General features: G+C 70.9%; 16 protein-coding genes. All 16 read left to right on the top strand.

The features are described 5' to 3' along the window. The first annotated feature begins 105 nt into the window (after positions 1 to 105). The 16 genes from EJ357_RS15620 to EJ357_RS15550 all read left to right on the top strand — a co-directional run bounded on the left by EJ357_RS15620 (position 106) and on the right by EJ357_RS15550 (position 22,234). Entirely contained in the window at positions 106 to 1,614 is a 1,509-nt protein-coding gene (locus EJ357_RS15620) for a CYTH and CHAD domain-containing protein (protein ID WP_126392204.1), read from the top strand. Between the two features lie 88 nt (positions 1,615 to 1,702). Further along, positions 1,703 to 3,676, top strand: coding sequence for a TIGR03960 family B12-binding radical SAM protein (locus EJ357_RS15615; RefSeq protein WP_126392203.1), 1,974 nt, complete (start codon positions 1,703 to 1,705; stop codon positions 3,674 to 3,676). Between the two features lie 201 nt (positions 3,677 to 3,877). Next, entirely contained in the window at positions 3,878 to 3,988 is a 111-nt protein-coding gene (locus EJ357_RS50750; RefSeq protein WP_399102373.1) for a keywimysin-related RiPP, read from the top strand. A 125-nt stretch (positions 3,989 to 4,113) separates the two neighbouring features. Further along, positions 4,114 to 5,943 (top strand): lasso peptide isopeptide bond-forming cyclase, encoded by a 1,830-nt coding sequence (locus EJ357_RS15610; RefSeq protein ID WP_126392202.1) that lies wholly within the window; start codon positions 4,114 to 4,116, stop codon positions 5,941 to 5,943. A 27-nt stretch (positions 5,944 to 5,970) separates the two neighbouring features. Beyond that, a complete protein-coding gene (locus EJ357_RS15605) occupies positions 5,971 to 6,291 on the top strand; it encodes a lasso peptide biosynthesis PqqD family chaperone (protein WP_126392201.1) in 321 nt (106 codons plus the stop codon). Then, on the top strand, positions 6,288 to 6,734 hold the full coding sequence (locus tag EJ357_RS15600) for a lasso peptide biosynthesis B2 protein (RefSeq protein WP_126392200.1): 447 nt from the start codon (positions 6,288 to 6,290) through the stop codon (positions 6,732 to 6,734). Before EJ357_RS15605 ends, EJ357_RS15600 begins: the two co-directional genes overlap by 4 nt. After that, positions 6,712 to 8,499 (top strand): ABC transporter ATP-binding protein, encoded by a 1,788-nt coding sequence (locus EJ357_RS15595; RefSeq protein WP_126392199.1) that lies wholly within the window; start codon positions 6,712 to 6,714, stop codon positions 8,497 to 8,499. The genes EJ357_RS15600 and EJ357_RS15595 overlap by 23 nt, the downstream gene beginning before the upstream one ends. Before the next feature lie 64 nt (positions 8,500 to 8,563). Then, a complete protein-coding gene (locus EJ357_RS15590) occupies positions 8,564 to 9,775 on the top strand; it encodes a phage tail tape measure protein (RefSeq protein WP_126392198.1) in 1,212 nt (403 codons plus the stop codon). A 48-nt stretch (positions 9,776 to 9,823) separates the two neighbouring features. Then, positions 9,824 to 10,606, top strand: a complete 783-nt coding sequence (locus tag EJ357_RS15585; protein ID WP_126392197.1) for a TIGR03936 family radical SAM-associated protein — start codon at positions 9,824 to 9,826, stop codon at positions 10,604 to 10,606. A 262-nt stretch (positions 10,607 to 10,868) separates the two neighbouring features. Continuing rightward, positions 10,869 to 14,942 (top strand): ribonuclease E/G, encoded by a 4,074-nt coding sequence (locus EJ357_RS15580; RefSeq protein WP_126392196.1) that lies wholly within the window; start codon positions 10,869 to 10,871, stop codon positions 14,940 to 14,942. Positions 14,943 to 15,226: 284 nt separating this feature from the next. Next, positions 15,227 to 15,547, top strand: a complete 321-nt coding sequence (gene rplU / locus EJ357_RS15575; protein WP_004931419.1) for a 50S ribosomal protein L21 — start codon at positions 15,227 to 15,229, stop codon at positions 15,545 to 15,547. Between the two features lie 14 nt (positions 15,548 to 15,561). Then, entirely contained in the window at positions 15,562 to 15,816 is a 255-nt protein-coding gene (rpmA, locus tag EJ357_RS15570) for a 50S ribosomal protein L27 (protein WP_029387501.1), read from the top strand. Positions 15,817 to 15,959: 143 nt separating this feature from the next. Continuing rightward, positions 15,960 to 17,405, top strand: a complete 1,446-nt coding sequence (gene obgE / locus EJ357_RS15565; protein WP_126392195.1) for a GTPase ObgE — start codon at positions 15,960 to 15,962, stop codon at positions 17,403 to 17,405. Between the two features lie 251 nt (positions 17,406 to 17,656). Beyond that, positions 17,657 to 19,090, top strand: coding sequence for an integrin alpha (locus EJ357_RS15560; RefSeq protein WP_126392194.1), 1,434 nt, complete (start codon positions 17,657 to 17,659; stop codon positions 19,088 to 19,090). 50 nt (positions 19,091 to 19,140) lie between these two features. Further along, entirely contained in the window at positions 19,141 to 20,661 is a 1,521-nt protein-coding gene (locus tag EJ357_RS15555) for an FG-GAP-like repeat-containing protein (RefSeq protein ID WP_126392193.1), read from the top strand. A 94-nt stretch (positions 20,662 to 20,755) separates the two neighbouring features. Further along, the gene (locus tag EJ357_RS15550) at positions 20,756 to 22,234 is read left to right on the top strand and encodes an FG-GAP-like repeat-containing protein (RefSeq protein WP_126392192.1); all 1,479 of its coding nucleotides are present in this window, start codon (positions 20,756 to 20,758) and stop codon (positions 22,232 to 22,234) included. Positions 22,235 to 22,304: the final 70 nt, after the last annotated feature.

The following is a 22,304-nucleotide window of genomic DNA, read 5'->3' as shown; positions in this document are numbered from 1 at the left end:
CCTAGACCGAGAAACGTCGGATGCCCTGGCGTCATCGCCCGTTTGCCCGGTGTCCATGTCGAGTGGGCCCTGTTATCACGTCGTGACACCAACTAGATTCAGGTCATGGCGGACACAAAGCGCGAGATCGAGCGGAAGTACGAGTCCGACGAGAGCGGCCTGCCCGATCTGACGGGCGTCGCCGGGGTGGCGGAGGTCATCGACAAAGGTGTCGCGCAGTTGGACGCCACCTACTACGACACCGTGGACGAACGCCTCGCCGCGTCGTCCGTCACCCTGCGACGCAGGACGGGCGGCTCCGACGCGGGCTGGCATCTGAAGTTCCCCGTCAGTCCGGGCGTGCGGGACGAGATCCAGGCCCCGTTGTCCGACGACCTGCCCGGTGATCTCGCCGGACTCGTCCGCTCCAGGGTCAGGGACGCCGAGCTGGTGCCTGTGGTCCGGCTGCGTTCCGACCGCGATGTGCGGGACCTCGTCGACGCCGAGGGGCGGGTGCTGGCGGAGGTCAGCGTGGACGCCGTTCGGGCGGAACGCCTCAGCGGCGGCAGTGGCACCGCACAGTGGACCGAGATCGAGGTGGAGCTGGCCGACGACGTCGACCCGGTCCTGCTCGACAAGGTGGAGAAGCGGTTGCGCAAGGCGGGTGTACGGCCGTCGAAGTCGGCGTCGAAGCTCGCGCGGGCCCTGGCCGAGACCGCCCCGAAGAAGAGGAAGCTCGCTTCCGGGTCCGCCGAGGAGGCCGTGACCGCCGGGGATCACGTGCTCGCGTACGTCCGTGCCCAGCGGGACGCCATCGTCGACCTCGACCCCGCGGTACGCCAGGACGTCGAGGATTCCGTCCACAGCATGCGCGTCGCCACCCGCCGGCTGCGCAGCACCTTCAAGTCCTTCGGCAAGGTCCTGGACCGGGCGGTCACCGACCCGATCGGTGACGAGCTGAAGTGGCTGGCCGGCGAGCTGGGCGTGGACCGGGACCGAGAGGTGCTGAACGAACGCCTGTTGACGGCTCTGGACGAGGTGCCCTCCGCGCTGGTCTCCGGTCCGGTCGCCGAGCGTGTGAGCAAGTGGGCGGGTGACAGCCCCGGCGGGGCGAGCGGCCGGCTGATCGGGGTCCTGGACTCCCACCGCTACCTGGCCCTGCTCGACACCCTGGACGCGGTGCTCACCGACCCGCCGCTGCGGGAGGCGGCCGGGAAGAAACCCGGCAAGGTGCTGCCCAAGGCCGTGAAGAAGGACTTCCGCAAGGTGGCCCGGCTCGTCGAGCAGGCGCTGGAGCTGGACCCCGGCAGCGACCGGGACGTCGCCATCCACGAGGCCCGCAAGAAGACCAAGCGCACCCGTTACGCGGCGGAAGCGGCCACCCCGGCGCTCGGCAAGCCGGCCAAGGACCTGGTCAAGACCATGAAGTCCTTGCAGAACCTGCTCGGCGAGCACCAGGACAGCGTCATGGCCCGCGGGACCCTGCGCGAGCTGTCCGCGGTCGCGCACGCGGCCGGGGAGAGCGCCTTCACGTACGGCCTGCTGTACGGGCGTGAGGAGCAGCGTGCGGCGGCCGTGGAGGCCGAGCTGCCCGGGTTCTGGGCCGGCACCAAGGGCGCGACGGAGGTCCTCTGAGCCTTCGGACGTACGGGGGGTGTCCGCGGTCGCGTTAGGCTAGATGGTCACCCCTGTCAGTTCAGTCCAGCTCACGAAGGTTCGCGACATGCCTGCCGAAGCCGCTGCGGCCGCTGAGTCCGTGTTCCCGCAGCTCGAAGCTCTGCTCCCGCATGTGCAGAAGCCGATCCAGTACGTCGGCGGAGAGCTCAACTCCACGGTCAAGCCGTGGGAGTCCTGCGACGTCCGCTGGGCGCTCATGTACCCCGACGCGTACGAGGTCGGTCTGCCCAACCAGGGCGTCATGATCCTTTACGAGGTCCTGAACGAGCAGGAGGGCGTCCTCGCCGAGCGCACGTACAGCGTGTGGCCGGACCTGGAGGCGCTGATGCGGGAGCACGGCGTCCCGCAGTTCACGGTGGACAGCCACCGCCCGGTGAAGGCCTTCGACGTGTTCGGCCTGTCCTTCTCCACCGAGCTCGGCTACACCAACATGCTCACGGCCCTGGACCTGGCCGGTATCCCGCTGGAGTCCAAGGACCGGACCATCGACGACCCGATCGTCCTGGCCGGCGGCCACGCGGCCTTCAACCCCGAGCCGATCGCCGACTTCATCGACGCCGCCGTCATCGGCGACGGCGAGCAGGCCGTGCTCGACATGACGAAGATCATCCGCGAGTGGAAGGCGGAGGGCCGCCCCGGCGGCCGCGAAGAGGTCCTCTTCCGCCTGGCGAAGACGGGTGCGGTGTACATCCCGGCGTTCTACGACGTCGAGTACCTCGCGGACGGCCGTATCGCCCGCGTCGTACCGAACAAGTCGGGCGTCCCGTGGCGCGTGTCCAAGCACACCGTCATGGACCTGGACGAGTGGCCGTACCCCAAGCAGCCCCTGGTGCCGCTCGCCGAGACGGTCCATGAGCGCATGTCGGTGGAGATCTTCCGCGGCTGCACCCGAGGCTGCCGCTTCTGCCAGGCGGGCATGATCACCCGCCCGGTGCGTGAGCGCTCGATCACGGGCATCGGCGAGATGGTCGACAAGGGCCTGAAGGCGACGGGCTTCGAGGAGGTCGGCCTCCTCTCGCTGTCGTCGGCGGACCACTCGGAGATCGGCGACATCGCCAAGGGCCTGGCCGACCGCTACACGGAAGACAAGATCGGTCTTTCGCTGCCGTCCACCCGGGTCGACGCCTTCAACATCGATCTGGCGAACGAGCTGACGAGGAACGGCCGCCGCTCCGGCCTGACCTTCGCCCCGGAGGGCGGCTCGGAGCGCATCCGCAAGGTCATCAACAAGATGGTCTCGGAGGACGACCTGATCCGTACCGTCGCGACGGCGTACGGCAACGGCTGGCGTCAGGTGAAGCTGTACTTCATGTGCGGCCTGCCGACGGAGACCGACGACGACGTCCTGCAGATCGCCGACATGGCGACGAAGGTCATCGCCAAGGGCCGCGAGGTCTCCCGCTCCAACGACATCCGCTGCACGGTCTCCATCGGCGGCTTCGTCCCCAAGCCCCACACGCCCTTCCAGTGGGCCCCGCAGCTCAGCGCGGAGGAGACGGACGCCCGTCTGGAGAAGCTCCGCGACAAGATCCGCGGCGACAAGAAGTACGGCCGCTCCATCGGCTTCCGCTACCACGACGGCAAGCCCGGCATCGTCGAGGGCCTGCTCTCCCGCGGCGACCGCCGCATCGGCGCCGTCATCCGCGCGGTCTACGACGACGGCGGCCGCTTCGACGGCTGGCGCGAGCACTTCTCGTACGACCGCTGGATGCAGTGCGCGGACAAGGCGCTGGCCCCCTTCGGCGTCGACGTCGACTGGTACACGACGCGTGAGCGGACGTACGAGGAGGTCCTTCCCTGGGACCACCTGGACTCCGGCCTGGACAAGGACTGGCTCTGGGAGGACTGGCAGGACGCCCTCGACGAGACCGAGGTCGAGGACTGCCGGTGGACGCCGTGCTTCGACTGCGGGGTGTGCCCGCAGATGGACACCCACATCCAGATCGGCCCGACGGGGAAGAAGCTGCTGCCCTTGACGGTCAAGAACGCCGCGCCTGCTCCCAATGGCAGCGGGGTCTGAGGCCGGGGCCTGGAGTCAAGTCAATGGAGCCCCCTCCCGATCGGGAGGGGGCTCCATACTGCCCGGGGGTGTCCATAAGTGGGCGTTTTGTCAAGTGTGTGGCTACCCTGGAAGGGATCCGCTATTGAAGTGCGCACATCGAGGATCACACTCCTGAACTCTCCAGTCCGGCTTCGGGTGGTGGAAAGGAGGTGTGACGGGATGCGTACTTACGAGCGTCCGACGCTGAGTGCGGCCGGTTCTTTCCGCAGGACTGGTCTGGGCACGAACAGAGGGCCTGAGAGGGTCATTCCCCTGAGGTTCAGCCTGTGAAGCGTTCCCGGGTGGCGTGGATTGTGTCATACGCAACCCCGCCGCCCTCCTTATGCCCTCCCGTCTTTGACCACTCCGAGACCACTCCGACCACTCCGAGGCGAGCGTCCGGGAGAGACACCGTTATGGGCACTTTTCCTGATGGCGGCGACGTTCCGTGCTGGTTTGTCGTTCTCCCGGACTGTGCGTCGGCGGCGCCGGTCGGCGCCGTGCTGCGTGGCCGGGCGGTGCAGGAGGTCAGCCATCCGTCCGGGCGGCCCTGGTTGCTGGGCAACTGGTCGCCCCACGCCCTGGTGGTCGGTGAGGCAGGCCGGGTGAAGATCGCGGTCATCGGTGAACACGACGTCACCGCCGACCGGCTCAGTGCGGCGGCCGGACGCACGAAAACGGTCGCTGACCTCGACGGATTCGCCGCCTCCGTGGTGGGGAGCTTCCATCTCGCCGCTTCGGTCGACGGTTGCGTGCGCGTCCAGGGAAACGTCACCGGCCTTCGGCGGGTGTTCCACGCCAGGATCGGTGACGCCACGGTGGCCGCTGACCGGGCCGACGTGCCGGCCGACCTGCTCGACGCCGCGGTCGACGAGCAGCTGCTGGCGGTCCATCTGCTCAATCCGTCGGTGCCGCACCCGCTCGCAGGCCGACCGGTGTGGCGCGGAGTGGGCGCCCTGCCGACCGACCATTACCTGGTGCTCGACAGCAACGGCCGACGACGGTCCGTCAGGCGGTGGACACCGCCCGAGCCGGTGCTCCCGATGGCCGAAGGCGCGGCGGCGCTGCGGGAGGCGCTGTCCGCCGCGGTCGAGGCTCGGGTTCGGGGCCGAGGCCTGGTGAGCTGTGATCTCGGCGGGTTGGATTCCACCTCGGTGTGCTCTCTGGCCGCTCGCGACGCGGTGAAGGTCATCGCCTACACCGCCGACGGCCGCGACCCCATGGGCGACGACGTGACCTGGGCCCGCCGCACCGTTGCCGGACTGGGCGAGGTGGAGCACCACATCATCGCCGGGGACCGGTCGCCGATGGTGTACGAGGGTCTGCGAGACGTGGACGACCGCTTTGACGAACCGTGCCCGGCCGTCGTCGATCGCAGCCGGTGGATGGTCATCCCGCGGTCGGCCGCGGCGCGCGGCTCACAGCTGCATCTGACCGGCTTCGGCGGGGACGAACTGCTCGCCGGCTCACCTGCGCACCTGCACGCGCTCGCGCGTACGCGTCCCGGGGTCGCGTTGCGGCGCGTGCGTGGTTTCGCCGCCCAGCGCCCGTGGCCGTATCGGGAAACGTTCCGGCAGTTGTGGGACAGCAGCCCCTACCGGGAGTGGCTGGCCAGGGTCGGCGACCGGCTCACTGCCGTGCCGCCACCCTTGGAGGCACCCACTCTGGACTGGGGGACACCGCCGCGGCTGCCCCCATGGGTGACGCCGGCGGCGGTCGATGCCGTGCGCGAGCTGGTTCTCACCGCGGCCCGAACCGCCGAACCGCTGGCCGAGCGACGCGGACAGCATGTCGAGCTGCACGCGATGCGGATCACGTCCGGGTTGGTCCGGCAGCTGGGTCAGATGGCCGCTTGTACCGGGCTCACCGTCACCGCCCCCTACTACGACGACCGCGTGATCGAAGCGGGCCTGGCAGTGCGGCCGGAGGACCGGATCACCCCTTGGTCGTACAAGCCGCTCATCGTCGAGGCGATGCGCGGCATCGTTCCCGACGAGAGCCTGACCCGCCATACGAAGGACGAGGGCTCCCATGAGGTGGAGGTGGGGCTGCGCGAGAACCGTGCCGAGTTGCTGGCCCTGTGCGAGGACTCCCGGATGGCTCGGCTGGGCCTGATCGACGCGAACGTGCTGCGCGAGGTCTGCGGGCGACCGCTGCCTGCGGCCCTGCCCTTCGACGCGCTGTTCCAGACCGTGGGCTGTGAGGTGTGGCTACGGGCGTCGGCAAGCGCCACCGCTGCGGGCTGAGGGAGACGGTCACCGAAGGAGACGTTCATGACGCTGAAGCTGCGTGACGGCGTGTTCACGGCCGAGACCGAGTACGGGGTCGCGGTGCTCGACGAGGACCGCGACCAGTACTGGACGCTCAATCCCAGCGCGGCCATCGCCCTGCGGACGCTGTTGGACGGCGGCACCGAAGCCGATGCCGCGCGAACGCTCACCGAGGAGTACGCGGTGGACATCGACACCGCGCACCGGGACGTCCGGGAGCTGGTCGGCGAACTGTGCTCGGCGGGCCTGGCCGAAGAGAGCACCCAGGGGCCCTCGGTACGGCGTGGCCGACGCGCCTGGTGGCCGGAGAAGAAGACATCATGACCACGCCGGAAGCCATCTACCACCACCCCCGCTCGGTACCCCTGCGGCGCCGGATCCCGGTCCGGTTCGTGGTGGGCGCCGCGCGGCTGCTGGCCACCCAGCGTCCCCGGCGGATCCGGGCCGTGCTGGAGTGGCTGCGCCGGGGCGCCGGTCCGGCCACCGTCGAGCAGGCCCAGGCCGCCCGGGACACTGTGGTCGCGATCAGCCTGGCGTGCGGGGGGCGGGAAGGGTGCCTGCCCCGGTCACTGGCCACGACGCTGCTGTGCCGCCTGCACGGTCAGTGGCCCACGTGGTGCGTGGGCGCGCGGAACCTGCCGCCCTTCGGCGCGCACGCCTGGGTGGAGGCGGAGGGAGTTCCGGTGGGTGAGAACTACCCGCCCGGCTACTTCCGGACCCTCCTCACCGTCGAGTCCTTGAGCCATGAAGCCGAAAGCGGCAGCTGAGCGGAGCCGGAGCGGCCCGCGCGATGCCCTGCGCCTGCTGCGTGGGCACCGTCGGTGGATGGGCCTCGCGGTGCTGTTGACGCTGGGCGCCTCGGCACTCAGCCTGGCCCAGCCGCTGCTGGTCAAGAGGGTGATCGAAGCGACCGGGTCCGGCGGTGTGACCGGGCTGGCCCTGGTGCTGCTCGTCGTGGTCTTCCTCGCCCAGGCACTGGTCCAGGGGCTCGCCCAGTACGTCCTGGTGCGCACGGGTGAAGGCGTCGTGCTGGGGATCCGGCTCGGCCTGATCGGGCATGTCCTGCGGCTGCCGATCCCCGTGTACGACCGCCACCGCACGGGCGATCTGATCTCGCGTGTCGGCGCCGACAGCACCACGCTGAGGCTGCTCATCGCCGAGGGCTTCACCGCCGCGGTGACGGGCGCCCTCGGACTGATCGGCGTCGTGGCGCTGATGATCTGGCTCGACTGGCTGATGTTCCTCGTCGTGCTGGCCATGGTGGCGGTCACCACCGTGATCGTCGCCTCGGTGCTGCGCGGCATCGAGGTGGCGTCGCTGTCCACCCAGCGGGCGACGGGCGCGATGACCGCTGATCTGGAGCGCGCGCTCGGGGCCATCCGTACCGTCCGGGCCAGCCGTGCCGAGCAGCGCGAGTTCGACCGGATCGCCGGCGGCGCCCGATCGGCCTACGAGGGAAGCGTGCGGATGGCGAAACTGGACGCCGTGGTGGCACCGGCGATCCAGCTGGCCGTCAAGGGGTCGTTCATCGTCGTGCTGCTCATCGGCGGCGTGCGGGTCGCCGACCGGCAGGGATCGATCGCCGATCTCGCCGCCTTCCTGCTGTACATGGTCTATCTGGTCGAGCCGATCGGCATGTTGTTCCAGTCCTTCAGCACCATGGAGCAGGGCATGGGCGCCTACCACCGGGTCACGGAGGTGCTGGCACTGCCCACGGAGGAGGACGCCGTGTCCGGCCCGGCGGCCGCGGCGTCGCTGCGTGCGGACGGCAGTCGCCGGCGGTCTCGAGCGCCCGTGCTGGAGTTCCAGGACGTGTGGTTCGGCTACTCACCGCGGCGCCCCGTCCTGCGCGGCGTCACCTTCCAGGTACCGGAGCACGCCCATGTCGCCCTGATCGGCAACTCGGGGGTGGGGAAATCCACCGTGTTCGCCCTGATCGAGCGGTTCTACGACCCCGATCGCGGCCGGATCCTCTTCGACGGCCGTGACATAAGGACGGTCGGCCGCGCCGACCACCGGGCCCGGGTCGGCCTGGTGGAGCAGCACGCCCCGGTGCTGTACGGAACGCTGCGGGAGAACCTCACGTACGCCGCCCCGGACGCCGGACAGGACGAGCTGGACCGGGTGGTCGAGCTGGCGCACCTCACGGACCTGGTCGACCGTCTCCCGCGGCGGCTGGACACCGACGCCGGGGAGCACGGCATGGCGCTCTCCGGTGGCGAGCGTCAGCGGATCGCGATCGCCCGCGCCCTGCTGACCCGGCCGCGTCTGCTGCTGCTGGACGAGCCGACGGCCCATCTGGACGCCGTCAACGAGGCGGCGCTGCGCAGGTCCATCCGGGAGACCGCGCAGGAGTGCGCTCTGCTGGTGATTGCCCACCGCATGTCGACCATCCGCGCCGCCGACCTGATCGTCGTGCTCGACGCGGGCCGTGTCGTCGCCGCGGGCACCCACGAGGAACTGCTGGCCGGCAGCGAGCAGTACCAACTGCTGACACGCGCCCAGGAGACGAAGGACGTGCTCTCCGGTTAGCTCCTGCGATCAGCTCTTGGCCCGCCACTGCATCCGCCCAGGCCGTTCCGGCGTCTCCAAGGACATGGATCTCGAAAAATCGCCACCGCCGCGCCAGCAACCCGAAGGGTGTCTGGTCGTCGCGATTCGCCTGCCGGTGCGGATCGTCGCGCTCGTGCTGGTCGTGCCGGTGCGGATGGCGTGGGACGCGCTCGTCGTTGCCGGGCGGTTCCTGAACGACGCGGTGTTGCGGCCGGTGGGGCGTGCGCTGCTCTGGCTCGGGCGGGCGGTGTTCGTGTGGCCGTTCGTGGGGTTGTGGCGGTATGTGGTCGTGCCCGTGGCGAAGGGGCTCGCGTGGCTGGGGAACGTGCTCGTCGTCGTGCCCGCGGTGTGGCTGTACCGGTATGTACTGACTCCGGTGGGGCACGCGTGCGCGTGGGTGGCGCGTGGGATCGGTGCAGGGCTCGCGTGGGTCGCGCGTGGGATTGGCGCAGGGCTCGCGTGGGTGGCGCGGGGGATCGGCGCAGGGCTCGCGTGGGTGGCGCGTGGGATCGGTGCAGGGCTCGCGTGGCTCTACGCGCGCGTGCTCACGCCCGTCGGGCATGCGGTGATGTGGGTCCTCAAGGGGCTGGGTGCGGTGGTCGCCGCGATCGGGATCGGCGTGTTCGGCGTGGTGGCGTGGCTGGTGAGGTATCTGGTCGTCGTCCCGGCCCTGTGGGTGTACGAGTGGATCCTCACGCCCGTGGGGCGGGCGATCGCCTGGTGCGCGCGGGGCCTCGTGTGGGCCGTGCGCACGGTCGTCACCGGGATCGGGATCGCCCTGTACTGGATCGTCCGTGTGCTGTTTGTGCTGCCCGCGCTGGGCCTGTACCGGTGGGTTCTCGCGCCGGTCGGTCGGCTGTTCGCCGTCATCGGCAGGGAGATCTGGGACGCGCTCGGGCACGCCTGGCGGGTCGCCGGGCGGATCTCGCTCGCCGTCGGGCGGTTCCTCGCGACTGTCTTGCGGTGGACGTTCGTCGAGCCGGTGCGGTGGGTGTACCGGACGGTGTTCACGCCGGTCGGGCATGTCGTACGGGACATGGTGCTGCGGCCCGTCGCCGAGGCCGCGCGCAGCGTGGGACGGGCCACCCGGCAGGCCCTCACGGCCGCCCGCGAGTCCGTACGGCAGGCCCGTGCCGACTTCCGGCGGATGCTGTTCGGGGAGCCGAAGCAGCGGGAGGCGGTCGCCCGGCGGGAACCTGAGGCCCGCGAGACACGTACTCTTGGTAGCAGTACGACCGCTCTCACGAAGGACTGAACGACACTGGGCAAGCGACAGCCCGAAGGCCCGCCGCCCGCACCTGCGGTGCAGCGCATCCGACTGCGTTACACCAAGCGCGGCCGCCTCCGGTTCACCAGCCACCGTGACTTCCAGCGCGCCTTCGAGCGTGCGCTGCGCCGTGCCGAGGTGCCGATGGCGTACTCGGCGGGGTTCACGCCGCATCCGAAGGTGTCGTACGCCAATGCCGCACCCACCGGCACGGGCAGTGAGGCGGAGTACCTGGAGATCGCGCTCACCGAGGCGCGCGATCCGGAGCAGCTGAGAGTGCTCCTCGACGAGTCGATGCCCGCCGGGCTCGACGTCATCGAGGCGGTCCAGGCCCGGACCTCCGGGCTCGCCGACCGTCTCATGGCGTCCGTCTGGGAGCTGCGGCTCGACGGTGTGGACCCGGCCGAGGCCGGGCGCGCGGTCGCCGCCTTCAACGCCGCCGACGCCGTCGAGGTCCAGCGCATGACCAAGAACGGCGTGCGCACCTTCGACGCCCGTCCGGCGGTCGTCCACCTCGAAAGCACCGAAGGAACAGAAACGCACAGTTCGACGGCTGATAGGCCGACCGACCAGCCCTGTGCGATACTGCGGCTGGTTGTTCGGCACGTGACGCCTGCCGTACGACCCGACGACGTCCTGTCCGGTCTCCGCGCCGTGGCCGACCTGGCGCCGCCGGTCCCCGCAGCGGTGACCAGGCTGGCGCAGGGGCTGTTCGATGAAGAGACCGGCACGGTAACCGACCCGCTCGCGCCCGACCGCGAGGCAGCGACGGCCCCATCCGAGGCCGAGACCGCTGCCGCCGCGACGGCGCCGGCGTAAGGAAGGTTCCGCGTAGGGACGTACGTCGAAGCGCCGCCCTCGTACTCGGGAGCCACCTGGGTCGGGCAGCGCACCGACCAGAAGACTTTCGCCAGGCCGTGCGCATGAGGCGTACGGAACCGGCGAGACAGGACACAGAGAGCTCCCGTGCGGCGCCCGCGCCCCGGACGGCGGTAGTCGCGCATCGCGCGAGCCGCGGACGTCACCGGCATATCGCCGGACCAGGCGCGGCGCCCGGGAGCCTGACGGGAGAAACGCCCGCATGCTCGAACCGACCGAACCCACCGAGGGTTCCGAACTGAACACCCCCAGCGACACCTTGCCGCCGCGTCGTCGGCGCCGTGCCGCGTCCCGCCCGGCGGGCCCGCCGACGGCCGGCGCCGAGGCGCAGGCCGCGGAGGTGGTCGAGCCGGCCATACCGGTCGCCGATGCCGCCGATGTCGCGGCGGTGACCGAAGAGGCCGAGAAGGCCGAGGAGAGCGTCGAGGCCGTTGAGGCCGAGGTGACTCCCGAGGCCGCAGAAGCCGAAGAGGCTGTAGAGGCCGAGGAGACGGTGGAGGTCGCGCCTGCCGGACGCACGCGTCGGCGTGCCGTGCGTCGCGCGTCCGCGCCCGCCGGAGCGCCCGCGGCTGCCGAGGCGGCCGAGACCGTGGTCCCGGCTGCTGCCGCCCCCGCGCCGGTCGCCGAAGCGGCGAGCACGGCCGCCACCGAAGAGGTGGCTCCCCCTCGTACGCGTCGGCGTGCGGTGCGTCGGGCGTCGGCGCCCGCTGGTGCTCCGGGTTCGGCGGAGGCCGCCGAGACCGTGGTCTCCGGTGCCGCTGCCGAGGAAGCCGCGAGCCCTGAGGCCGCCGAGGTGCCCGTCGCCGCTGCGCAGGAGGCACCAGCCGAGGAGGCCGCGCCGCGTCGTGCGCGTCGGCGTGCGGTGCGCCGTTCGTCCGCTCCCGCGGAGGCTGCTGCGCCCGCCGAGGCGCCCGTGAGTGCCGAGGTCGCCGCTGAGGCAGAGGAGCCGAAGGAGGCCGCCGAGTCGGGCGAGGAGGCCGAAGCCGCTCCGCGTCGTACGCGTCGGCGTGCCACGCGGCGTGTGACCGCGGCCGCCGCATCCGACGAGGCCGCTGTCGCCGAGGCTCCCGCCGCTGCCGAGACTCCGGCGGCCGTGGAGACTCCCGCGACCCCCGAGACCGAGGCCGCTGCCGTCACCGGTGCCGGTGCGCCCGCCGAGGCCCCCGCCGCCGAGGCCGGCGAGGAGGCCGCCCCGCGCCGTCGCCGTCGGGTCGTCAGCCGCGCCGCGACCGGGTTCGCCGCGCCCGCTCAGTCCCGCGCCGCCGAGTCGGCCGAGGCTCCGCGCCCGGCGCGTCCCTCCGTGGCCGTGTTCCAGGCGCCCGTTTTCACCGAGCCCCAGTTCCAGACGCCCCAGCGGGCCGCGGCCGAGGCTGCCGCCGAGGCCGAGGTCGAGGACGTCGAGGAGTTCCCGGAGGAGCAGGCGGGCGCGTCGCGGCGTCGTCGCCGGCGCCGGGGCGGCGCGTTCGGCGAGGAGGCCGAGGCCCAGGGCGTCGAGGTCGCCGCCGAGGACGAGACCGAGGAAGCCGAAGAGGCCGCCGAGGACGTCGCCGAGGGCGAGGAGGCCGAGGAGAGCGAGGAGACCGGGTCGCGTCGGCGTCGTCGCCGCGGTGGTCGCCGTCGTCGTCGTGGCGAGTCCGCCGATGCCGAGGCCGGCGAGGGTGACGCCGAGGGCGAGGAACTCGCCGCCGCGCAGGCCGCGCAGGACGCCGAGGACACCGCCGAGCAGGAGGAAGAGGACGCCGAGGACGCCCGCGAAGAGGGCGGTGGCTCCAGCTCCAGCACCCGTCGCCGCCGGCGCCGTCGTCGTCGCGCCGGTGACAGCGGCGTCGACACCGAGCCCGGCGAGGGCGACCCCGAGCGCACCGTCGTCAAGGTCCGCGAGCCGCGTCCCGCACGGGAAAAGGGTGCCGAGCCGTCCGACGAGGTGCAGTCCATCAAGGGCTCCACGCGCCTGGAGGCCAAGAAGCAGCGCCGCCGCGAGGGCCGTGAGCAGGGCCGACGTCGCGTGCCGATCATCACCGAGGCCGAGTTCCTGGCCCGCCGCGAGGCCGTCGAGCGCGTGATGGTCGTCCGCCAGCACGGCGACCGCACCCAGATCGGCGTCCTCGAGGACAACGTGCTCGTCGAGCACTACGTCAACAAGGAGCAGTCGACCTCGTACGTCGGCAACGTCTACCTGGGCAAGGTCCAGAACGTGCTGCCGTCGATGGAGGCCGCCTTCATCGACATCGGCAAGGGCCGCAACGCCGTGCTCTACGCCGGTGAGGTCAACTTCGAGGCGCTCGGCATGGCCAACGGGCCGCGGCGCATCGAGTCCGCCCTGAAGTCCGGCCAGTCCGTGCTCGTCCAGGTCACCAAGGACCCGATCGGGCACAAGGGCGCGCGTCTGACCAGCCAGGTCTCCCTGCCGGGCCGTTACCTCGTGTACGTCCCCGAGGGCTCGATGACCGGTATCAGCCGCAAGCTGCCCGACACCGAGCGGGCGCGGCTGAAGACCATCCTCAAGAAGATCGTCCCCGAGGACGCGGGCGTCATCGTCCGCACGGCCGCCGAGGGTGCCTCCGAGGACGAGCTGCGCCGCGATGTCGAGCGACTGCAGGCGCAGTGGGAGGACATCCAGAAGAAGGCCAAGAACGGCAACGCGCCGACGCTGCTGTACGGCGAGCCGGACATGACCGTCCGGGTCGTCCGCGACATCTTCAACGAGGACTTCACCAAGGTCGTCGTCAGCGGTGACGACGCGTGGGAGACCATTCACGGATACGTCTCGCACGTGGCGCCCGACCTGGCCGACCGGCTGTCGAAGTGGACCTCCGAGGTCGACGTCTTCGCCACGTACCGGATCGACGAGCAGCTCGCCAAGGCGCTGGACCGCAAGGTCTGGCTGCCCAGCGGCGGCTCGCTGGTGATCGACCGGACCGAGGCGATGGTCGTCGTCGACGTCAACACCGGCAAGTTCACCGGTCAGGGCGGCAACCTCGAGGAGACGGTCACCAGGAACAACCTGGAGGCGGCCGAGGAGATCGTCCGCCAGCTGCGGCTGCGCGACCTCGGCGGCATCATCGTCATCGACTTCATCGACATGGTCCTGGAGTCCAACCGGGACCTGGTGCTGCGGCGCCTGCTGGAGTGCCTGGGCCGGGACCGTACGAAGCACCAGGTCGCCGAGGTGACCTCGCTGGGGCTCGTGCAGATGACCCGTAAGCGGGTCGGCCAGGGGCTGCTGGAGTCGTTCTCCGAGACCTGCGTCCACTGCAACGGGCGCGGCGTCATCGTGCACATGGAGCAGCCGACGGCCGTCGGTGGCGGCGGCAAGCGCAAGAAGCGCGCCCGTGCCGGTGCCGGTCCCGAGCACGTGCACGAGGCGTCCGTCGCCGCCGAGCCGGTCGAGACGGCCGAGGAGGAGGCGGAGACCGAGGCCGAGGTCGTCGCGGAGGTCGCCGAGCCGGCCGCGCTGCCCGAGCCCGCCTTCGCGCCGGACGAGGAGCTGTACAGCAGCGTCGCCGAGGCGGAGGCCGCCGTGCGCGGCGGTCGTTCGCGGCGCCGTGGCGGCCGGCGGGTGTCGGCTCCGGCCGGTGCGCCGAAGAAGGCCGAGGCGGTTCCCACGGCTCAGGACGTGACCGTTGCCGAGGAGGTCGAGCGTCCGGTGCGGCCCGAGTCGGCCGCGGAGGCGAAGGCCGAGCCGGTGGCGGCGGAGGACGCGGTGGTCGAGGCCCCGGTCACCGAGGCCGAGGCTCCGGTCGCCGAGGAGGCCGCGCCCAAGGGGCGTACGAGGCGTCGCGCCACCCGCAAGGTGTCCGCGCCCGCCGGGTCGCCCACGGGGGCCGAGGCCGCCGTGGTGACGGTCGGCGAGGCCGCCGCGCCCGCGACCGAGCAGGTGACCGAGGCCCCGGCCGAACCGGCTGCGGCCGAGCCGGTCGCCGAGAGCGCGGCTCCGGCCCGCCCGCGGCGCCGTGCCGTGCGCAAGGCCACCGCGCCGACCGCGTCCGACGAGGCGGCCGTCGTGGTCGTCCCGGCGGGGGAGACCCAGGCGGAGCCCGCGGTGGCGGAGGCCACGGTTGCCGAGGAGGGCGTCGAGGAGGCCGCTCCGGCCAAGAAGACGGCCCGTAAGACGGCCAAGAAGGCCACGGCGAAGAAGGCCGCCACCAAGAAGACCGCGGCCAAGAAGACGGCAGCGAAGAAGGTGACGGCCAAGAAGGCGGCGAAGACCGCCAAGACGGCCGCGGCCAAGACGGCGGCGAAGAAGACCACGGTCTCGGCCGCCACCGACGAGTGACGCTCATCGGAGCGTGACGCTCACCGACGAGTGACGCTCATCGGAGAGTGATGTGTGGTGCGGCCGGTCCTTTGTGACCGGCCGCACTTCGTTGGGGCCCGGCCCGGTTTGACCCTCTCGGCCACGGCCCCGTAACCTTGACCGTCGGCGTGTCCGTGGATATAGGCGCGCCACATCCCCGTAAACCTCTTCCTCCGGAGCACAGGGTGTTCCGGAGAGGCTGCCCGCCTGCCGGGTGGCTGGACTTCGGGGGTGCCGTTCCCGAGCGAGAGAGTGAGATCCGCGTGTACGCCATCGTGCGCAGCGGTGGTCGCCAGCACAAGGTTGCTGTCGGCGACATCGTTGAGGTTGACAAGATTTCCACTGCCAAGGTTGGCGACACGGTCGAGCTCTCGACCCTGCTCGTTGTCGACGGCGACGCTGTGACCAGCGACCCGTGGGTGCTGGCCGGCATCAAGGTCCAGGCCGAGGTCGTGGACCACCACAAGGGCCAGAAGATCGACATTCTGCGCTACAAGAACAAGACCGGCTACCGCCGTCGTCAGGGCCACCGCCAGCAGTACACGGCGATCAAGGTCACTGAGATCCCCGCGGCTGCGAAGTAAGGGACTGAGGAGAGATGGCACACAAGAAGGGCGCATCGTCCACCCGTAACGGTCGTGACTCCAACGCTCAGCGCCTCGGCGTGAAGCGCTTCGGCGGTCAGGTCGTCAACGCGGGCGAGATCCTGGTCCGCCAGCGTGGCACGCACTTCCACCCGGGTTCGGGCGTCGGCCGTGGCGGCGACGACACGCTGTTCGCCCTGCAGGCCGGTTCGGTGCAGTTCGGCACCCACCGTGGCCGCAAGGTCGTGAACATCGTTCCGGTTGCCTGAGTCCTCTGGCTCAAGGCTTCGACCGAACGTTTCGCGAGGCGGACCTCACTTCCCTTCGGGGAAGGCGGGTCCGCCTTTCGCGTGTTTCTAATAGAGCACAGCACTACGAAGACGTATCCGTAAGTTTCTGGAGGCACTGAACCATGACCACCTTCGTGGACCGCGTCGAGCTGCACGTCGCCGCGGGTAGCGGAGGTCACGGCTGTGCCTCCGTCCACCGTGAGAAGTTCAAGCCGCTGGGCGGACCCGACGGCGGTAACGGCGGGCGCGGCGGGGACGTGATCCTCACTGTCGACCAGTCGATCACCACGCTGCTCGAGTACCACCACTCCCCGCACCGCAAGGCCACCAACGGCAAGCCCGGCGAGGGCGGCAACCGGTCCGGCAAGGACGGGCAGGACCTGGTCCTTCCCGTGCCGGACGGCACCGTCGTCCTCGACAAGGCCGGCAACGTACTCGCCGACCTGGTCGGGCACGGCACGTCGTACGTCGCCGCGCAGGGCGGCCGGGGCGGGCTCGGGAACGCGGCGCTGGCGTCGGCGCGGCGGAAGGCGCCGGGGTTCGCGCTGCTGGGTGAGCCGGGTGATCTGCAGGATGTCGTCCTGGAGCTGAAGACCGTCGCCGACGTGGCACTGGTCGGGTACCCGAGCGCCGGCAAGTCCTCGCTGATCTCCGTGCTGAGCGCCGCCAAGCCGAAGATCGCGGACTACCCGTTCACGACTCTCGTGCCGAACCTCGGTGTGGTGACCGCCGGTTCGACCGTCTACACCATCGCCGACGTCCCGGGGCTCATCCCGGGAGCCAGCCAGGGCAAGGGCCTGGGGCTGGAGTTCCTGCGGCACGTCGAGCGGTGCAGTGTGCTCGTGCACGTCCTGGACACGGCGACGCTGGAGTCCGACCGGGACCCCGTCTCCGACCTCGACATCATCGAGGCGGAGCTGCGGGAGTACGGCGGGCTCGACAACCGGCCCCGGATCGTGGTCCTGAACAAGATCGACGTGCCGGACGGCAAGGACCTCGCCGAGATGGTGCGGCCGGACCTGGAGGCCCGTGGATACCGGGTCTTCGAGGTGTCCGCCGTCGCGCACATGGGGCTGAAGGAGCTGTCGTTCGCACTGGCCGACCTGGTGGGCAGGGCGCGGGCCGCGAAGCCGAAGGAAGAGGCGACGCGGATCGTGATCCGGCCGAAGGCCGTCGACGACGCGGGCTTCACCGTGACCCGTGAGGAGATCGGCGGCGAGCTGCTGTTCCGGGTGCGCGGTGAGAAGCCCGAGCGCTGGGTGCGGCAGACCGACTTCAACAACGACGAGGCCGTGGGGTATCTCGCGGACCGGCTCAACCGGCTCGGTGTCGAGGACGAGTTGATGAAGGCGGGGGCGCGGTCCGGTGACGGCGTCGCCATCGGTCCCGAGGACAACGCCGTCGTCTTCGACTGGGAGCCGACGGTGACGGCCGGGGCGGAGATGCTCGGCCGGCGTGGCGAGGACCATCGCTTCGAGGCGCCGCGACCTGCGGCGCAGCGGCGCCGTGACCAGCAGGCGGAGCGGGACGAGGCCCTCCGGGAGTACGACGACTTCGAGCCGTTCTGATCCTGAGGCGGTGCCCGGCGATGTCGCGGGGGTCTGGGGGCTGCCGCCCCCAGACCCCCGCTTTCGTCCCTTGAAGGGCCTAGTCCTCAATCGCCGGACAGGCTGAAATGGTTAACGCCGGGAAAATTTGCGAGGTATCTCAGGGCAACCCCTTCGCTCTTCGGTGAGTCGTACTGGGCGGCGTGGATGAGGATCTTGAACCCTTCGGACCCTCTCCACGCTCAACTGCCCTTCTGATTCCCGGAGTCGACGTGGTCGAGGCTGTTCCCCGCAGGACGCTGCTGCGCACCGTTGCCATAGCTGTCGCCCTGGCGGCCGCGTGTGCCGGTGTGCTGCCGGCCGGGCACGCCCGTGCGGCGACCGGCACCGTGCCGCAGGACTTCAACGGCGACGGGTACGGCGATCTGGCCGTGGCCGCTCCCAACGCCACCGTGAACGGCAAGGCCAAGGCGGGCTACGTCGCCGTGCTGTACGGGTCCGCGAACGGGCTGCGCGGCACGGCCAAGAAGGTGTACACGCAGGCATCCGCCGGCATTCCGGGCACCGTCGAGGCCGGTGACCGCTTCGGTTCGGACCTGGTCACCGCCGATCTGGACGGCGACGGGTACACCGACCTGCAGGTGTCGGCCGACGACGAGCTGTGGGAGCAGGGCGGCGTGGTCCGGGAGGGCAGCCGGACCGTGCTGTGGGGCGGCCCGGGCGGCTTCACCTCGGGGAAGGTGCGGCCCGCCGTCGGCGACGGCCGGTACCAGAGCGGCTCAGGGACCGTCACCGGTGACTTCAACGGTGACGGGCATCAGGATCTGCTCGACAACGGCCGTGTGGAGTACGGGCCGTTCGGGCGTGACGGTGTACCCGCCGGCTCGACCGGCGTGCAGCTCGTCGACGGCGACATCCAACTGGTCAAGGTGGTGGCCGGTGATGTGGACGGCGACGGCATCACCGACGTGGTCACCCTCGCTCAGTCGTTCGACGATGACGACGAGGGCAACCGGGGCGAGCATCTGAACTTCCTGCGCGGCAGCCGCGACGGCCTGCGGCCACTCGTCGTCCTCAAGGACGCACAGGGCGAGAAGATCAGACCGGGTCACACCCTGGCCATCGGCGACGTCAACGGCGACCACCGCGGGGACATCGTCATGGGCTACGGAGGGCTCAGGTTCATCTACGGCACGGCGAACGGCCCCGCCGACTCCGTCGCCCCCCGCACCATCACCCAGGACACCCCGGGCGTGCCCGGTGCCGACGAGGCCGGGGACGTGTTCGGCCACGACCTCGCGGTCGGCGACGTCAACGGCGACGGCTACGGCGACGTCCTGGCCGGCGACCCGTTCGAGGACCTGGGCGCGGTGCGGCAGGCCGGCGCCTTCGTCGTCGTGCCCGGCGGACCGGGCGGGCCGACCGGGGCCGGCTCCAGGCTTTTCGGCCAGGACAGCGCGGACGTTCCCGGCACCGTCGAGAAGGACGACCGCTTCGGCGAGAACGTTCACCTCGTCGACGGCAACGGCGACGGGCGGGCCGAGCCCGTCGTGGCCGCCGTCGGGGAGGACTCGTACGCCGGTGGCGTGTGGGTGTTCCGGTCCGGCTCGGCCGGTGTCACCGCCAAGGGCTCCTTCGCCTTCGGCGCCCGCACGCTCGGGACGGTCGCGAGCGGCGCCTGGCTCGGTGACCGGTTCCCACGCTGATCAGCTGCCCCCCACATCAACCCGCGCACCCTTCTCACGTCAGGAATCACATGGTTTCGCCCTCTCACCGCCGCACCTTCCTCACCCGGCGCAGACGTCTCGCCCTCGCCACCGGAACCGCCGTCGTCGCCGGAGCGCTGGCGGTGCCCGCCGTCAACGCGGCCACCGAGGCGACGGCGACCACGCCGAGCGCCAAGCGGCTGCACGACGACTTCAACGGGGACGGCTATCCCGACCTGGCGATCGGCGCGCCGCAGGCCAAGCGGGGCGAGCAGGTCAAGGCGGGCGCGGTGAGCGTGCTGTACGGATCGGCCGGCGGATTGTCGACGTCCCGCAAGCAGGTGCTGACCTGGCCGTCGCGGGAGAACGCCGAGCCGCCGCAGCAGTTGTACGGCACCGCCCTGCGGAGCGCCGACCTGGACGGGGACGGGTACGCGGATCTGCTCTCGTCCGTCTCGGAGGACGTGATGGACATCGACTCCGGGTACGCCGTGGTCGTCAACTGGGGTGGACCCCAGGGGCTTTCGACCACCCCGACCAGGCTGCTGTGGGCGCCGGACAACGAGTGGCACGGCCATTTCACCGTGGCCGACGTGGACGGCGACAAGCGACAGGATCTGGTGACGGTCGCCACCGACCGGTGGGAGGACGGGGCCCACCGCGGGGCGGGCACGGTGTGGCACGGTCCGTTCACCCGCACCGGAGAGTCCGCCAAGAAGTCCTCCTTCGGCATCGATCCCGATCAGTACTCCTTCTACGACGCCCCGGCCGCCGGCGACGTCAACGGTGACGGCTTCGCCGACCTCGCGGTGCCCAACACGTTCCAGGACGAGTCCGACTCACGAGCGGTCACCCTCCTCCTGGGCGGCCCCGACGGGTTCACCCGCAAGGGCAATCTCAAGGACGCCCAGGGCCGCCGCATCGGCGGTGAGGACGTCGAGATCGGTGACCTGAACAAGGACGGGTACGCCGACATCGTCGTCGGTCACTTCATCGACACCTACGACAGCGACGTCGAACTCCCCAGCAAGGGGGGCGCGTTGATCGTCGTCTACGGCGGCCCCGACGGCACGTCGACCACCCGCAAGCCGGTGTGGATCAACCAGGACACCCCCGGGGTGCCGGGCGTCGGTGAGTACCGCGACGGCATGGGCTCGGGTCTGTCCATCGGCGACACCAACGGTGACGGCTACCTCGATGTGGCGACCGGGCTGCCCGGCGAGGACTTCGACGGCCTCACCGACGCGGGCACCGTGCTCGTGCTGCGCGGCAGTGCGAACGGCCTGACGACCACCGGCTACAAGCCGTTCAGCCAGAACACCAGCGGCGTGCCGGGCACCGCCGAGAAGCTGGACCGATTCGGCGCGGTGACCGCCCTGGTCGATGCCAATGCGGACAAGAAGGACGGCCTGGTCGTGGGTGACTCCGCCGAGAACGCCAACAACGGTTCGGTGTGGGTCTTTTCCGCCACGTCCGGCGGTATCACCGCGAGCGGCTCCTTCTCGTTCGGCCCGGCCACCATGGGCCTGCCCGCGACCGGGGCCCAGTTCGGCGCCTCGCTGGCGGACTGATGACGGCACGGCAGCCTCGTACGACGCATACATCCCCGTATTGCGACAACTCTCCGTACGACCATCCCCCCACGAAATGACAGGAGACAGCACCATGAACAGGCGCAAAGGAACCTGGCGCACGGGACTCGCCGTCGTCCTGGCGGTGACGGGAGCGGCCGTTCTGCCCTCCGCCCACGCGGCCGGGGACGCGCCGTCGGCCGCGGCGAAGCTTCAGGACGACTTCAACGGCGACGGCTACTCCGACCTCGCCGTGGCGGCGCCCGAGGCGACCGTCGACGGCAAGACCCGGGCCGGATACGTCGCCGTGCTGTACGGGTCGGCCAGTGGGCTCAAGACCACCTCCAAGCAGGTCATCAGCCAGAACACCGCCGGTGTCACCGACTCCGCCGAGACCGGCGACCTGTTCGGCAGCGCGGTGAGCAGCGCCGACCTCGACCGGGACGGGTACACCGACCTGATCGTCGGCGTCACCGGCGAGGACTCGGTCGAAGGGGGCGCCGAGACCGGCCTCGTACAGGTCGTCTGGGGCGGCGCGAACGGGCTGTCGGGCGGGGCCGCGTTGGCGTACGGGCACGAGACGTACGACCGGCTCAGTGAGCGGGGCGAGCTCACCGTCGGCGATGTGAACGGGGACGGGGCACCGGACCTCGTGGTCATCGAGAGGAATTACAAGCTGCGGGTCATCAAGGGCCCCTTCGGGCGGGACGGCGCCGCGAGCGGTGAGCAGACCGTCCTCGACAACTCCGACCCCCGCTTCCTGGACCTGGCCACCGGTGACGTCAACGGTGACGGCATCGACGACGTCGTCGGCGCCATGAACGACGGCGACGAGTACGACCACCGCCGCATCACGTACTGGCGGGGCACGCCGGACGGTCTCGCGGAGAAGATCGTGCTGGAGGACAGCCGGGGCTTTTGGGTGCAGGGCGAGTCCCTCGACCTCGGCGACGTGAACGGCGACGGCTACGACGACATCGTCGCGGGCCGCTCCGTCGACGGCTACGACAGCGACCTCGACACCCCGCTCCCCAAGGGCGGCCGGGTCGGTTTCGTCCCCGGCAGCGCCGACGGCCCCGTCGTGAGCAAGGCGATGTACGTCAACCAGGACAGCGCCGGAGTCCCGGGCGCCGCCGAGCGGGGGGACGGCTTCGGCTCCGACGTCTCGGTCGCCGACGTCAACGGTGACGGGTACGCCGACGTCTCCACCGGCGTTCCCGGCGAGGACTTCGACGGGCTGAGCAACGCCGGCGGGGCCATCGTGCTGCGCGGAGGCGCGAACGGCCTGACCGGCGCCGGCGCGACGGGCGTCAACCAGGACACCACGGGCGTGCCGGGCGCGGCGGAGACGAACGACGCCTTCGGCGCCACCACCCACCTCGTGGACGCCGACCACGACGGCCGCGCCGAACTCGTCGTCGGTGCCACGGGGGAGAACGCGAACGCCGGGTCGGTCTGGGTCTTCCAGCCCACGTCGACCGGGATCACACCGACCGGTTCGTTCACCTTCGGGGCCGGGACCCTCGGCACGGTCGCGACCAACGCGAAGCTGGGTTCCGGGTTCAACTACTGATCGATCGACAGACCCGTTGTGGCAAGGGCACGTTCCGTGCCGCAACGGGTCTTCTGTTGTCTCCCTATTT

The sequence above is a fragment of the Streptomyces cyaneochromogenes genome (genome assembly GCF_003963535.1).
Classification (GTDB): domain Bacteria; phylum Actinomycetota; class Actinomycetes; order Streptomycetales; family Streptomycetaceae; genus Streptomyces; species Streptomyces shaanxiensis.
The sequence above is the reverse complement of the archived record's forward strand: the minus strand, read 5'-3'. Positions and strand labels throughout refer to the sequence as shown.

What these genes read in the sequence shown, in the direction of transcription:
- EJ357_RS15600 (WP_126392200.1), top strand. Translation starts at nt 6,288, where the DNA reads ATGACCACGCCGGAAGCCATCTACCACCACCCCCGCTCGGTACCCCTG.
- rpmA (WP_029387501.1), top strand. Translation starts at nt 15,562, where the DNA reads ATGGCACACAAGAAGGGCGCATCGTCCACCCGTAACGGTCGTGACTCC.
- EJ357_RS15595 (WP_126392199.1), top strand. Translation starts at nt 6,712, where the DNA reads ATGAAGCCGAAAGCGGCAGCTGAGCGGAGCCGGAGCGGCCCGCGCGAT.
- EJ357_RS15610 (WP_126392202.1), top strand. Translation starts at nt 4,114, where the DNA reads ATGGGCACTTTTCCTGATGGCGGCGACGTTCCGTGCTGGTTTGTCGTT.
- EJ357_RS50750 (WP_399102373.1), top strand. Translation starts at nt 3,878, where the DNA reads ATGCGTACTTACGAGCGTCCGACGCTGAGTGCGGCCGGTTCTTTCCGC.
- EJ357_RS15605 (WP_126392201.1), top strand. Translation starts at nt 5,971, where the DNA reads ATGACGCTGAAGCTGCGTGACGGCGTGTTCACGGCCGAGACCGAGTAC.
- EJ357_RS15555 (WP_126392193.1), top strand. Translation starts at nt 19,141, where the DNA reads ATGGTTTCGCCCTCTCACCGCCGCACCTTCCTCACCCGGCGCAGACGT.
- EJ357_RS15620 (WP_126392204.1), top strand. Translation starts at nt 106, where the DNA reads ATGGCGGACACAAAGCGCGAGATCGAGCGGAAGTACGAGTCCGACGAG.
- EJ357_RS15590 (WP_126392198.1), top strand. Translation starts at nt 8,564, where the DNA reads ATGGATCTCGAAAAATCGCCACCGCCGCGCCAGCAACCCGAAGGGTGT.
- obgE (WP_126392195.1), top strand. Translation starts at nt 15,960, where the DNA reads ATGACCACCTTCGTGGACCGCGTCGAGCTGCACGTCGCCGCGGGTAGC.
- EJ357_RS15615 (WP_126392203.1), top strand. Translation starts at nt 1,703, where the DNA reads ATGCCTGCCGAAGCCGCTGCGGCCGCTGAGTCCGTGTTCCCGCAGCTC.
- EJ357_RS15550 (WP_126392192.1), top strand. Translation starts at nt 20,756, where the DNA reads ATGAACAGGCGCAAAGGAACCTGGCGCACGGGACTCGCCGTCGTCCTG.
- EJ357_RS15580 (WP_126392196.1), top strand. Translation starts at nt 10,869, where the DNA reads ATGCTCGAACCGACCGAACCCACCGAGGGTTCCGAACTGAACACCCCC.